The sequence below is a fragment of the Peribacillus sp. 05N428 genome, from assembly GCF_056397085.1.
In genome coordinates this window covers 100,678-114,596 of record NZ_JBFTMS010000017.1, presented here as the reverse complement: position 1 = coordinate 114,596, position 13,919 = coordinate 100,678, and the positions used below count along the sequence as shown (strand labels likewise).

14 protein-coding genes and 1 pseudogene are annotated in these 13,919 nt (G+C 44.7%); 13 read left to right on the top strand and 2 right to left on the bottom strand.

Annotated elements, in window-relative coordinates; translation table 11 throughout:
- The 10 genes and pseudogenes from AC1DIV_RS16810 to yajC form a co-directional block, all read left to right on the top strand.
- Positions 1–1,064: pseudogene (locus AC1DIV_RS16810) on the top strand (hypothetical protein); the annotation flags it as partial.
- A complete protein-coding gene (locus tag AC1DIV_RS16805) occupies positions 1,054–2,001 on the top strand; it encodes a phosphotransferase (RefSeq protein ID WP_170956534.1) in 948 nt (315 codons plus the stop codon). The pseudogene AC1DIV_RS16810 and the gene AC1DIV_RS16805, both read left to right, overlap by 11 nt.
- Before the next feature lie 102 nt (positions 2,002–2,103).
- Positions 2,104–2,703: a YhcN/YlaJ family sporulation lipoprotein gene (locus tag AC1DIV_RS16800; protein ID WP_340877113.1), complete on the top strand. Its 600-nt coding sequence runs from the start codon at positions 2,104–2,106 to the stop codon at positions 2,701–2,703.
- Between the two features lie 100 nt (positions 2,704–2,803).
- A complete protein-coding gene (locus AC1DIV_RS16795) occupies positions 2,804–3,313 on the top strand; it encodes a BofC C-terminal domain-containing protein (protein ID WP_419775894.1) in 510 nt (169 codons plus the stop codon).
- Between the two features lie 330 nt (positions 3,314–3,643).
- On the top strand, positions 3,644–4,258 hold the full coding sequence (gene ruvA, locus AC1DIV_RS16790; RefSeq protein WP_057276624.1) for a Holliday junction branch migration protein RuvA: 615 nt from the start codon (positions 3,644–3,646) through the stop codon (positions 4,256–4,258).
- Positions 4,259–4,269: 11 nt separating this feature from the next.
- Positions 4,270–5,268 (top strand): Holliday junction branch migration DNA helicase RuvB, encoded by a 999-nt coding sequence (ruvB, locus tag AC1DIV_RS16785; RefSeq protein ID WP_034308811.1) that lies wholly within the window; start codon positions 4,270–4,272, stop codon positions 5,266–5,268.
- Complete coding sequence (locus AC1DIV_RS16780; protein WP_048683720.1) at positions 5,265–5,471, top strand: DUF2905 domain-containing protein; 207 nt, start codon at positions 5,265–5,267, stop codon at positions 5,469–5,471. Before ruvB ends, AC1DIV_RS16780 begins: the two co-directional genes overlap by 4 nt.
- Positions 5,472–5,509: 38 nt before the next feature.
- Positions 5,510–6,538 (top strand): tRNA preQ1(34) S-adenosylmethionine ribosyltransferase-isomerase QueA, encoded by a 1,029-nt coding sequence (queA, locus tag AC1DIV_RS16775; protein WP_063575570.1) that lies wholly within the window; start codon positions 5,510–5,512, stop codon positions 6,536–6,538.
- A 36-nt stretch (positions 6,539–6,574) separates the two neighbouring features.
- The gene (gene tgt / locus AC1DIV_RS16770) at positions 6,575–7,714 is read left to right on the top strand and encodes a tRNA guanosine(34) transglycosylase Tgt (RefSeq protein WP_034308807.1); all 1,140 of its coding nucleotides are present in this window, start codon (positions 6,575–6,577) and stop codon (positions 7,712–7,714) included.
- A 43-nt stretch (positions 7,715–7,757) separates the two neighbouring features.
- Positions 7,758–8,042 carry a preprotein translocase subunit YajC gene (gene yajC / locus AC1DIV_RS16765; protein WP_048683727.1) on the top strand — a complete coding sequence of 95 codons (285 nt, stop codon included), beginning with the start codon at positions 7,758–7,760 and terminating at the stop codon, positions 8,040–8,042.
- 45 nt (positions 8,043–8,087) lie between these two features.
- Here yajC and AC1DIV_RS16760 read toward each other — a convergent pair whose 3' ends face one another.
- Positions 8,088–8,459: a TIGR04086 family membrane protein gene (locus AC1DIV_RS16760; protein WP_096337820.1), complete on the bottom strand. Its 372-nt coding sequence runs from the start codon at positions 8,457–8,459 to the stop codon at positions 8,088–8,090.
- 193 nt (positions 8,460–8,652) lie between these two features.
- Between AC1DIV_RS16760 and AC1DIV_RS16755 the strand changes: the two genes are divergently transcribed.
- A complete protein-coding gene (locus AC1DIV_RS16755) occupies positions 8,653–9,309 on the top strand; it encodes a DUF421 domain-containing protein (protein ID WP_252270455.1) in 657 nt (218 codons plus the stop codon).
- Between the two features lie 29 nt (positions 9,310–9,338).
- Here AC1DIV_RS16755 and spoVB read toward each other — a convergent pair whose 3' ends face one another.
- Positions 9,339–10,901 carry a stage V sporulation protein B gene (spoVB, locus tag AC1DIV_RS16750; RefSeq protein ID WP_477576940.1) on the bottom strand — a complete coding sequence of 521 codons (1,563 nt, stop codon included), beginning with the start codon at positions 10,899–10,901 and terminating at the stop codon, positions 9,339–9,341.
- 170 nt (positions 10,902–11,071) lie between these two features.
- Between spoVB and AC1DIV_RS16745 the strand changes: the two genes are divergently transcribed.
- Both AC1DIV_RS16745 and secDF read left to right on the top strand, forming a co-directional pair.
- Positions 11,072–11,377: a post-transcriptional regulator gene (locus AC1DIV_RS16745; protein ID WP_034308797.1), complete on the top strand. Its 306-nt coding sequence runs from the start codon at positions 11,072–11,074 to the stop codon at positions 11,375–11,377.
- A gap of 196 nt (positions 11,378–11,573) precedes the next feature.
- Positions 11,574–13,835 (top strand): protein translocase subunit SecDF, encoded by a 2,262-nt coding sequence (secDF, locus tag AC1DIV_RS16740; RefSeq protein ID WP_477576938.1) that lies wholly within the window; start codon positions 11,574–11,576, stop codon positions 13,833–13,835.
- The last annotated feature ends 84 nt before the right edge of the window (positions 13,836–13,919 follow it).

Below are 13,919 nucleotides of genomic sequence, written 5' to 3'. Positions count from 1 at the left end.
CAGGTATGATGATGGGCGGCCAAAACGGAGGTCAGCCACCAGGCATGATGATGGGCGGCCAAAACGGAGGTCAGCCACCAGGCATGATGATGGGCGGCCAAAACGGAGGTCAGCCACCAGGCATGATGATGGGCGGCCAAAACGGAGGTCAGCCACCAGGCATGATGATGGGTGGTCAAAACGGAGGTCAGCCACCAGGCATGATGATGGGCGGCCAAAACGGAGGTCAGCCACCAGGCATGATGATGGGCGGCCAAAACGGAGGTCAGCCCGGCATGATGATGGGCGGTCAAAACGGAGGTCAGCCACCAGGTATGATGATGGGCGGCCAAAACGGAGGCCAGCCACCAGGTATGATGATGGGCGGCCAAAACGGAGGTCAGCCGGACATGATGATGGGCGGTCAAAACGGAGGTCAGCCAGGTATGATGATGGGCGGTCAAAACGGAGGCCAGCCCGGCATAAAGGAGATGCAAATAGGAGGTCCTCCAGGGATGATGGGCGGCCAAAACGGAGATCAGCCAGAGATGATGGGCGGTCAAAACGGAGGCCAGCCCGGCATGATGGGTAGCCAAAACGGAGGCCAGCCGTGGATGATGGGCGGTCAAAATGGAGGTCAGCCGTGGATGATGGGCGGTCAAAATGGAGGCCAGCCAGGGATGATGGGCGGTCAAAATGGAGGCCAGCCGTGGATGATGGGCGGTCAAAATGGAGGTCCTCCAGGGATGATGGGCGGTCAAAATGGAGGTCAGCCGTGGATGATGGGCGGTCAAAATGGAGGCCAGCCAGGGATGATGGGCGGCCAAAATGGAGGCCAGCCGTGGATGATGGGCGGTCAAAACGGAGGCCAGCCCGGCATGATGGGTGGTCAAAACGGAGGTCAACCAGGAATGATGCCTGGACAATTTGGTGGTCAGCCGGACATGATGCGCGGACAGCTTGGGGGGCAGCCTGAAGCTATGTTACCTGGACAAATGGGAGGCCAGCCAGGTCAATTCGGGGGCGTTCGTGCACCTGAAACATTTGGGATACCGACATATGTAGATGAAAGCGATGACTACTAATCATCAAGGAGACAGTGTTTTTAACACTCGTCTCCTCTCTTATTTAAATCGTAAGCCAAAGAATGTCCACCATATTCAAAGCAGTGTCTATTTAATAACTTTTGAAAAAGGTCATTCAATGATCCTTAAAGGATTTGACAGTTTTGAAAAATGGGATCGGCAAAGAGAACTGACTTCTTTATTAAAACAAAAGGGATTTCATCAAACGTATTATATTCATCAGAATTTAATGCCCTTTCAATTTAAAGGGAAATGGTATGGCAGTATGGACTATTTTCCGCCGAACAAGAAAAAATTCAGGTTTTCCAATGATAAGGACCGCTTAGAAGGCATTCAGTTACTGGAAAGCTTCCATGATGTGTCGGAAAATCTCTCCATTAACGCGCCTGTTTTCAATCAATCAAAAAAGTGGAAAGAACGCTTATCACTATTTAAAAAGAACTTTTCCTATGTTCGCCAATATGTTTCCGAAGATATTATCAAGGAATGGATTAGATGGGGGGAATGGTCGCTAGAGGGGTTTGATAAATATCAGTCTTTATGGGATAAGGAAAAGAAAGTCATCATTCATGGTGATTGCGCCCACCATAATTTCTTGCGGAGAGCGGACGGCACTTTGACTTTAATCGATTTTGACTTAATGGCCAATGCCCCAAGGTGCATTGATTACTTACAGTATGCAAATCGAATTTCGCCACATCTGGAAGATGCGGCCAACGAGCTGTGGGAAGTGCCGCAATTGCAAAGGTATCAGTCAGACCTGGCCTTTTTATATGCTTTAACTTACCCTACCGATATCTTCCGTGAATGGAATCGTCTTAATAAAAGTTCTTCCCAGCTTCATTCGGTCTGGAAAATGACCGTGGAAGGTTTTTCGGAGCGGATGGAGATGAATGAAAAATTGGCGAAAAGGATTTCTTCCCTTAATAGGAATTAAAACGGGTTTTTGGCCGTATCTTACAGAGTACATTTCCCTTTCGACACCCATGCTAATTATGAGCGGAATATAGCTCATTCTATTGCAATGGGAGGGTTATTGGTGCAGAAAATAAAATGGGCACAGCCGCTTTGTACGGTATTGGCCGCCGTCAGTTTGGTTGGATGTGCTAATAATGATACAGCGGAAAATGAAAATATCACGAATGATACAGGGTACCATGAAAAAGATGCATTGGTGCGAAACATCAATTATGAGAATATGGTGCAAGGTTTATACAATAAAGATGATGCGTACAGTAAGAGTGACCGTAACTACCATGGACATGAAAGTAAGCCGCTAAAGGCTAAATCATCTTATTATAATTCTTATGAAGGATCTTTAGCCGACAGAGTAAATGGTGTCGCCAATAAAGTGGAGCAGGTTAGCGATGCCAGGACAATCATCATGCAAGATGAAATGCTGGTAGCCTTGCTGCTTGATGACTACAGCCAAGCAAAAAATGTCAAACAAAGAATCAAAAAGGAGATCGGACCGCTTACCAATGGCCGTACCCTATATGTAACCACCGATGAAGGTGTCTATTTCAGGACGATGACACTTGATAACAATCTTCGGGATGGAGATACGAGGGAAATGATCATTTTGGATGCCAATGACATGTTCGATAACCTTAACATCCACGAAAATCACTTAAAATAATTTGTGGGCTGACCCGACTTGGAGTCAGCTCTTTTTGATTTTTTTCTGGTTAATAATCCTTATTTGGGTCAAACTACATAAAAAGTAAACGCCTTAAGAGGTGAGTATATTGTTTAATCAACTTAGAATCCAATTTATCATGGCACTTTTCATATTGCCATTTTGCTTAACCGTTTTTGCGGAAGAAACCGTTCAAAAGGAAAATGATCCAATTGAAAGGAAGGTCATTCTTCAGCGTATGTATTTGGATGGCGAGTTAAGTGAAGAGAAATTGACAGAAACAATTTGGTCGATGGAGGACTTTTGGGCAAAATATGAAGGATGGCAAGTAGTCGATCAAAATGAAGAGCAGATTGTCATGAAGAAAATTGAGAATGACATATCTCCTCTGTTAAAAGCGAATGGTTACCTTGGGATGAGGGAAGATGGTACATTATCTATTTTTATCGGCAGGCCTGAGCACGCCAAGATCATTCATACATTCTACCAAATAGACGTTGGTAAACTTGAAGCATACAAGCAGGAGGAACTGCAAAAAGGGATTCCGATCATGAATAAAGACCAATATAAACAGCTCATTAAAGAATATGAGCCATATTCGGTAAACTAGGGTGGGATGATATCCCACCCTTCAGACTGTAGACTAACTCGATAATGATGGAGAGTTGTCTACAGTTTTTTTGGTGTTTACCATTACCGTTGATTTCCACTGCAGGCATGCTTTCCGCGGACGGTCCACCCTTGGTGCTTTTGCGCCTGTCGGGTCTCCCTTGGACGCTAGTCTTGCACGCCTGTTTCAATCAACTTTGTTTTAAGCAGTGAGGTGACACCCGGAATTCCCCGTGAATAGACTTTGCCGATTATGAAATAACTTTTAATGAACAACACCCCCTTTTTATGATAAAATGAGAGGTACAGCAAAATCAGGGAGAGAATTAATTTGTATGATTATATAAAAGGCAAGGTCGATTATATTGGACCTGAATACATAGTTGTGGAAAATGGGGGGATCGGATATCAAGTGATGACGCCGAATCCTTTTATTTTTTCCGCTCAATACCAGAAAGAAATCCAAGTTTTCCTGTATCATTATGTTCGTGAGGATATGGTGGCATTATACGGATTTCAGACTCGTCAAGAAAAGGCGTTATTCACAAAATTATTGAATGTAACCGGAATCGGGCCGAAGGGTGCTCTAGCGATATTGGCATCAGGCCAGGTTGATCAGGTGGTACAGGCGATCGAAAATGAAGATGAATCATTTTTGGTGAAATTCCCGGGAGTCGGAAAGAAAACGGCACGGCAAATGATTCTCGACTTAAAAGGGAAACTGGAGAACATTATACCTGATGCGTTTCCAAGCTTGTTTAACGAAGGCGTCACGGCTGCAATCAGTCCAAATGGTTATACGGAGGAATTGGATGAAGCCATTCTTGCATTGAAGGCTCTTGGTTATTCTGAAAAGGAAGTCCAAAAGGTAGCCAAGAAATTGCAGGCTGAAGATATGACGACCGAGCAATATATTAAGAAAGCATTGCAAATGATGTTAAGATAAGGAGTGGCGCAATGGAGGAGAGAATATTCAATCAGGAAGCCGATCTGAACGAACTGTCCTTTGAACAAAGCCTGCGGCCGCAAAACTTAAAGCAATATATCGGACAGGATAAAGTGAAAGCGAATTTGAGTGTATACATCGAGGCGGCAAGAATGCGTGAAGAAACGCTCGATCATGTACTTTTATATGGACCGCCTGGTCTTGGCAAGACGACGCTTGCCGTCATCATCGCCAATGAAATGGGTGTAAATATCCGCACGACTTCCGGCCCCGCCATTGAGCGGCCGGGAGATCTGGCGGCCATTTTGAGTGCACTTGAACCAGGTGATGTATTGTTCATTGATGAGATTCACCGTCTTCCCCGTGTCGTTGAGGAAGTGCTTTATCCGGCTATGGAGGACTTTTGTCTGGATATAGTAGTCGGTAAGGGACCGGAAGCCCGTTCGATCAGGATCGACTTGCCGCCGTTCACCCTCGTAGGGGCCACGACACGGGCAGGCTCACTGTCTGCACCGCTCAGGGACCGTTTTGGTGTTTTGAGCCGTCTTGAATATTATACGGAAAACCATTTGACTGATATCATCATCCGTACAGCAAGAATCATGGATACGGAAATGGATGATCAAGCAGCGGCAGAGCTTGCAAGAAGGTCAAGGGGCACCCCGAGAATTGCCAATCGTCTTTTACGGAGGGTCAGGGATTTCGCCCAGGTACGCGGTGATGGGACGATAACGGCCGAGCTTGCCGATTATGCGCTTGAATTAATGCAGGTCGACCGTTTAGGACTCGATCATATTGACCATAAATTACTTAAAGGGATCATTGAAAAATTCCGTGGCGGGCCCGTGGGCCTGGAAACGATTGCGGCAACGATTGGCGAAGAGGCACATACGATCGAAGATGTGTATGAACCATATCTGTTGCAAGTCGGTTTTCTTCAGCGTACCCCTAGAGGCCGGATGGCAACACAGCTTGTTTATGAGCATTTCGGAATGGAGATGCCTGAATGATGAATATACCAAAGATGGTCATGATTCTGGGAGTGGTTATATTCGTGATTGGTTTTGCGATGAAATATATTCATCTCGGCAGGCTGCCGGGAGATATTTTTCTGAAAAAGGGGAATACGACTTTTTACTTTCCTATCGTTACATCAATCATCGTCAGTGTTGTGTTGTCCGCGATTTTTTATTTGATCGGCCGTTTTAAATAATGATTACAGCTTGATAGACACGTAAGGAAGTGGAACAGATGAAATTGGATATGTTTGATTTTCATTTACCGGAGGAACTGATTGCCCAAGTTCCTTTGGAGGATAGGGAAGCAAGTAGATTGATGGTGCTGGACAAAGAAACCGGTAAGCTCCAGCATGATGTATTCAGCCATATCACGGAATATATCAAACCGGGAGATTGTCTGGTGTTGAATGATACAAAGGTGCTTCCGGCCCGACTATACGGCAGTAAAGAAGGGACGGGTGCAAAAATCGAGGTATTGCTGCTTAAGCAAGAGCATGATGATGTATGGGAAACGCTTGTGAAGCCGGCCAAACGGATTAAGGAAGGCTCGACGATCGTTTTCGGCGATGGTAAGCTGAGTGCCGTCTGTACAGGTGTACTCGAGCATGGCGGCCGTATCCTTGAATTTAAATATGATGGCATATTTTATGAAATACTAGAGAAGCTGGGCGAAATGCCGTTACCTCCATACATCAAGGAACAACTCGATGATCAGGACCGCTATCAAACCGTTTATGCGCGGGAACGGGGATCTGCAGCGGCACCTACCGCTGGCCTGCATTTTACGGAGGATTTGCTGGAGAAACTTAAAGGGATGGGTGTCCACATCGCCTTCATCACGCTGCATGTCGGGCTTGGTACATTCCGTCCGGTAAGTGTCGACGATATTGACAGCCATGAAATGCATTCGGAATTTTATCAAATGACGGAAGGCACTGCCAGATTACTGAATGACGTGAAGGAAAAAGGCGGGAAAATCATTACGGTCGGCACTACGTCCACAAGGACATTGGAAACGATTGCGTCCCGTAATGACGGGGTTTTCAAGGAAGAGAATGGCTGGACGAGCATCTTCATTTATCCTGGTTATGAGTTCAAAGGGATCGATGCGATGATAACGAACTTCCATTTGCCTAAATCGACTTTAATCATGCTTATTTCTGCACTTGCAGGCAGGGAGCATGTCCTTCATGCCTATGAAACGGCTGTGGAAGAAAAATACAGGTTCTTTAGTTTTGGAGATGCAATGTTAATTAAGTAATATAAGAGTGAGAAGCTCTTGAAGGGAGTTATTGCGTTGACTGCAATACGATATGAGTTAATCAAAACATGTAAACAGACAGGGGCACGGCTAGGCCGGGTCCATACGCCGCATGGTTCTTTTGAAACGCCGGCATTTATGCCGGTTGGAACGATGGCTACTGTCAAAACGATGTCCCCGGAAGATTTGAAACAAATGGGGGCAGGCATCATCCTGAGCAATACGTACCACCTATGGCTGCGTCCGGGGCATGAAATCATCAAGGAAGCTGGCGGATTGCATAAGTTCATGAACTGGGATCGGGCGATTTTGACCGACTCAGGCGGCTTTCAAGTCTTCAGTTTAAGCGAGTTCCGCAAAATTGAAGAAGAGGGTGTGCATTTCAGGAACCATCTGAATGGCGATAAATTATTTTTATCCCCTGAAAAAGCGATGGAAATACAAAATGCGCTTGGCTCCGATATCATGATGGCATTTGATGAATGTCCGCCATTTCCGGCGACTGAAGAGTATATGAAGAAGTCGGTTGAACGGACATCGCGCTGGGCGGAACGCTGCTTGAATGCGCATGAGCGTCCAAATGACCAAGGGCTGTTCGGAATCGTTCAAGGCGGGGAGTTTGAAAATCTTCGCAAACAAAGTGCAAAAGACCTTGTCTCCCTTGACTTCCCGGGTTATGCTATTGGAGGACTATCCGTAGGGGAACCGAAGGACATCATGAACCGCGTCCTTGAGTTTACTACTCCGCTGCTGCCATCTGACAAACCGCGCTATCTTATGGGGGTCGGTTCACCGGACTCATTGATCGATGGTGCACTCCGCGGTGTTGATATGTTTGACTGTGTACTGCCGACGCGAATCGCACGTAATGGTACACTCATGACGAGCAATGGGCGGCTGGTTGTGAAAAATGCGAAGTATGCACGCGATTTCGGTCCAATCGATGAAAATTGCGATTGCCATGTTTGCAAGAATTATAGCCGGGCATATATCCGCCACTTGATTAAATGTGAAGAAACCTTTGGAATTCGCCTTACGACTTACCATAATCTTCATTTTCTGTTAAACTTGATGGAACAGGTCAGACAAGCTATTCGAGAAGATCGTCTTGGAGACTTTAGGGAAGAGTTTTTTGAGCAGTATGGTTTCAATGAACCAAATGCGAGAAACTTCTAATTCCATAAATATTTTAATGAACGAAAGGAGTGAATATACTTAAATGGGTTCTTTAACACAAATACTTCCGTTGATTTTAATGTTCGTATTGTTCTATTTCTTATTGATCCGTCCGCAGCAAAAACGCCAAAAGGCTACGCAAAACATGCAAAGCAGTTTGAAAAAAGGTGATAAAGTTGCTACTATCGGCGGCATGCACGGAACAATCGATGCAATCGATGAACTGCAAATCGTCATTAAATCACCAGACGGTACAAAACTGACTTTTGACCGTGCAGCAATCCGTGAAATTACGGAAAGCGCACCGAATAAAGAAACATCCCTATAAAACAAACGAAAACCGGGCCATGTGCCCGGTTTTTTGCTGTCTTTTTTAATCGGAGCGTGAGTCGGAACTCATGTTGACCCCAAGAACGCCACCCATCATGGCCGTAATCACAAAACAGCCATAGTATATCCATTGCTTGATGGTGAAAAGGGCATCGTGACCTAAATATTGAAAAAGGAACACAACCAACAGATAAAGCAGCCCAGTGCTTCCGCCCAAGAATAATCCTTGCTTTTTCCCTTTGCCTCCTGATATGAATCCACCAATGAACAGCGATAAAAAGGACACGATCATGACCACGTATGTCAGGGATGATTCCGTCAGTGAAGTAAAACGAAGAAGGATGGAAACGATTAAACTAGCAATCATCGCTATGGCAAAGATGGAGCCTACGCCATAAATTACGGCGACACTCATTTTTTTAGTTTCGATGGGTATTCCTCCTTTTTAAAAGGCTGATACGTATAGCCTGTTTATGTGTTTGTACAAGCATATTCCCGATATCGAACCTTTAGACCAGGTTTAAGAAGCTTCCCGTAAAATTAGAAAAGATTATGGAGTAATTTTTCAGTTCCCAAGCCATGCTATGGATGAAGGAAGTGTTGTTGAATTGGATATCTATCTAGGGATTATATTTCGAACGGCGGTAATCTATCTGGTCATCTGGTTCCTTTTTCGAATGATGGGTAAGCGGGAAGTTGGGGAATTGAGCGTTCTCGATTTAGTGGTATCCATCATGATAGGGGACATTGCTGTGCTATCCTTTGAAGATTTGGAAAAACCGTTTATCCGACAGACTATCCCAATGTTTGTCCTCGCATTCCTCCAAATCACATTGGCCTTTGCCTCATTGAAAAGTGTCAAATTACGCTATTTCATGGACGGTAAGCCCCAGATCATCATTAATCAGGGGAAAATAGATGAAAAAGCGATGCGCAGACAACGATATAATTTTGATGACTTATTGACGCAACTTCGTGAACAAGGAATTATTGATATAAACGAAGTGCAATTTGCCATCCTTGAAACTTCAGGAAGGCTCTCGGTGATTAAAAAAAGCGACAAAGAAGGGTCGGAAAGTCAGGTGCCATTCCCGCTGATTGTCGACGGAGAGATACAGGAAAAAAACCTTGATAAAATTGGGAAAAACCATTTTTGGCTTCTGAATCAGTTAAAAGAACATGGAGAAACGAAGGTTAAAGAGATTTCGATTTGCGGGTACATAGATGGCCAAATTTACATCGATAAAAATGAAACGAAGAAATGAACCGAAGCCTTTGAATGCTTCGGTTCATTTTATTTCCAAGCCAATTTTGACAAATAGCCGCCCACTACAGGAATCCTGATCAGATCGGCTTTTTTTATGCTGCCGGTCATGAGCAGGAAAAATGTGAACAGCAGGATAACGACGGTTACGGAAAGCAAAAGCCGTATGCCGATAGGGTGTGAGGAGAGCGGGAATTGATAAAGATAATAACCACCCCATCCTGAAATTAAAGCAAGTACCAGAGCTGACATATAACTTCGGAAATGAAGCGTGAAAGGGACGACCTTCAGCACGGTTGAAAAATGCAGGAAAGTAACCAGCATCGTACCGACAGCTATCCCGATTGCGGCTCCCATGATCCCGAAACTTTCCTTTGAAGCCAGCAGCCAGATCACACCGATTTTAAGAATGTTCCCAGCCAGGCTGTTAAACATTGCGGCCTTTGCAAGGTCCAGTGCTTGCAGCATGGATTGCAGCGGATATTGAAAATAATAAAGGATGAAAAAAGGTGCCAGGAATTTAATGAAAACAGCAGCATGCGAAGATCCATACATGACTTGTAATATCGGTTCGGCAAAGATGAACAGAATGACGATAGCTAAACAGCCTGTGATAAAGGTGATTTTCAGGGCTTGTTGAAGCCTGTGTTCAACGAGTAAAAAGTTTCCGGTCGTACGGGCTTCGCTCACTGCCGGGACAAGTGCCGTCGCCAATGATGATGTAACGAAGGAAGGAAGCATGAGTAAAGGCAGAGCGTATCCAGTCAACTCCCCGTATTGACTGGTGGCTGCGGCCGCGGTGACCCCGGCAAGTGCCAAACTCTGGGCGACCACTATCGGTTCGAAAAACCACGATACCGATCCAATCATCCTGCTTCCGGTGGTAGGAAGGGCAATCCCCATCAATTCGGTGAACGTTCCTTTTCCGGATTTGACATTCTTGAAGAAACCCTTTCTGAACTTAAAATGTTTCTTTATTTTAAAGCTGGTCAATAAGTAGATAAGAGATACAAGCTCACCGATAATCGATGCAAGCATTGCCCCAGCTGCCGCATATTCGATTCCATAGGGCAAAAAGGCCTTGGTCAGGACGGCTATGAAAGTGATTCGGGCCACCTGTTCGATAACTTGTGAGAAAGCGAAGGGCTTCATATTTTGCTTGCCTTGGAAATAACCGCGCAGTACGGATGAAATGGCGATGATCGGTACGATTGGGGCAATCGCCATGAGCGGCCATAACGTCCGTTTGTCCGTAAATAGGTATTCTGATAGAACCGGCGCGAAAAGCAGCATCGCAGGAGTGAAAATCATCGATAGAGTAAAGGTGCAGGCCAAAGAGACGACAAGGATTTTCTTGATTTTCCGTTCATCACCTCTGGCATTGGCTTCGGCCACGTATTTCGAAATCGCGATAGGCAGGCCTAACTGGGTTATGTTCACGACGAGAAAGAGTGTCGGTAAAGCCATCATATATAAACCAACGCCTTCTTCGCCGATGAAGCGGGCGATGACAATACGGTTAATGAAACCAAGAACCCTTGTAATCAGGCTTGCGATTAATAAAATCAGCGTCCCTTTTAAAAATTTGGACATTGAACTCCCTCCCTGCCTTCTCAAAAAAGCGGTTATGCTATACAATTATCTATATGCTTGTACTTGGACAAAGCATGACAAAAGTGTTTGTTTGCGTTCTAACAAATGATAAGAAACCCTTCTAAGAAAATGCGCATTCATTTGAGAATCATTTTACTGGAGGCAAAATGATGGCAAAAAAGAATCATCCCTATCAAAGGTATTATCTAAAGGTGCGTCCATTTTTGAAGAGTAAGCGTGAGGAATTCCAAATGGTCGGATTGAATGCCGTAACAGAGGAAGACATATGGGGAACCTTAACCAAAAATAAATGGAAGCGCCCGCAGGAAAACATTCACCTTCATGAACTTGTCGCAGATATCGTGACATTTTCGAGCAACCAGTTCATGACCTTCCAAATGGTCGAAGCTTATAAATCACCGAACCTATTCGAGCCGCTTTCTGAAGAGGAACTGAAGGAGCTTTTGAAAGAATAACGCAAAGATATACTTAAATTGACAGCTGTTTGTATATGACTCATAATAGATATGGTTATGCTTTTTTTGGAAAAAGTATGGAAAGCTGTGTCTTTTTTCTCAAAAAGCAAAGGGTATGCAGTGATCATATAAACAAAAAATGACGGTTTTATTAACTTCAGGAACAGGCGTATTATAGAAAGGGGCCTACTACATAATGGTAAAAAGAAGCAGGATCGTTGCGTTTTTTCTAATCGCACTTTTGATTTTCGCAGCGATGGGTACGACTTCAAAAGGAATCCTAAAGGATATCAAGCTGGGTCTTGATCTTCAAGGCGGGTTTGAAGTGTTATATGAAGTAAAACCGCTGTCAGGGGAAAAGATCACCCCGGAAGTTTTACGGGCTACAGTAAGCTCACTTGAACGGCGTGTTAATGTGTTGGGGGTTAGCGAGCCTAACATACAAATAGAGGGGAAAGACCGGATCCGCGTTCAATTGGCTGGGGTCAAAGACCAAAACAACGCTCGGGAAATCCTTTCTACACAAGCTAAATTATCCTTCCGTGATTACAACGATAAGGAAATGATGACCGGTGCCGACCTGAAAGAAGGCGGCGCGAAACAAACGTTCCAAGAGAATAAACCGGTTGTCGAAGTCACGCTGAAAGACGTGAATAAGTTTAAAGAAATCACTCAAAAAATTTCCTCGATGGAAAGGCCGACAAATGTACTTGCAATCTGGCTGGATTTCGAGGAAGGAAAAGATTCCATTAAGGATACCTCTTCACAAGACAATATGATTTCAGCTCCAACTGTCAGTGAAGTTTTCAATACGAATAAGGTGTATATTACTGGTCAATTCACATTGGAAGAAGCGAAAGAGCTTGCAGCCCTTCTGAATGCAGGTGCCCTGCCTGTAGATTTGAAAGAAAAGTACTCCACTTCAGTAGGTGCCCAATTCGGTGCAGGTGCACTGAATGATACCATTTTTGCGGGAATCATCGGAATTGCACTTGTTTTCATCTTCATGCTTGTGTATTACCGCTTCCCGGGATTCATTGCAGTCGTCACCTTAAGCATCTACATTTTCTTGACGCTATTAGTGTTTGATTGGATGAATGCGGTCCTTACGCTGCCTGGTATTGCGGCATTGGTACTCGGGGTCGGGATGGCTGTCGACGCCAATATCATAACCTATGAGCGAATCAGGGATGAATTGAAACTTGGCAGATCGGTTAAGGCAGCTTATAAAGAAGGTACCAAGAATTCACTTGCTACAATCACGGATGCCAACTTAACGACCCTGTTGGCTGCGGCCGTACTGTTCTATTATGGAACAAGCTCGGTTAAAGGGTTTGCCACCACTTTGATCATTTCGATCTTAATGAGTTTCATTACTGCCGTTTATGGTACACGCCTCTTCATGAGCCTGTGGGTGAATAGCGGGTTCCTGGACAAACGTACAGGATGGTTCGGCGTGAAGAAGAAACATATTCACGATTTATCCGAGAAAATGGATTTAATGTCATTGCCAACACGCTTTGATAAAATCGATTTCGTGAAACATCGGAAAGTTTTTTACGGCATTTCAATCGGTGTCACCATTATCGGAATCATCTTCCTGCTCGTCTTCAGATTGAATCTTGGGATTGATTTCACGAGCGGCACCCGAATCGAGATTGCGTCCAAAGATGTCTTGACGACTCAGCAAGTCAAAACCGAAATGGAAAAGGTCGGTATCGACGAAGATGATATCAAGGATGTCAGGCTCGCTGGACAAGACAATAAAAATGCTGTCGTTCGGACAGTCGGTGTCCTTGATAAGCAAGAGATTGCTGAATTGAAGGACCATTTCAAGAAGGATTACGGAGCAGAACCGAATGTCAGCACCGTATCACCGACCGTAGGAAAAGAGCTTGCGAAAAATGCCATGTTTGCGTTAGCGATTGCCTCAATCGGAATCATATTGTATGTATCGATACGATTTGAATGGCGAATGGCTGTACCTGCCGTGGTCGCGCTTATACATGATGCCTTCTTCATCATCACGATTTTCAGCTTGCTCCGGCTCGAAGTGGATATCACCTTCATTGCTGCGGTTCTGACGATCGTCGGTTATTCGATCAATGATACGATCGTAACCTTTGACCGCATTCGTGAAAACCTGCGCTTCAGCCGTAAAATCAAAACCGCAGAAGAGCTAGAGAACATTGTGAACATCAGTATCAGGCAAACGCTGACTAGATCCATTAACACGGTTCTGACCGTTCTCATTACGGTCATCGCGTTGATGATCTTCGGCAGTGAAGCTATTCGTAACTTCTCCATTGCCCTGTTTATCGGTTTAATATGCGGCGTGTATTCATCGCTATTGATCGCTTCCCAATTCTGGCTTGATTTAAAAATCAGGGAATTGAAGAAGAAAGGTCCGCTGAATACCGCAAAAGAAAAGAAACAAAGTCTTGAAGGACAAGTTTAATAGGTGAAAAGGGGGCTGGCGTGATGCCAGCCTTCTTTTTGTTGAACTAGCTTATTGAATAGGGAATTACAACCAATTATGAGT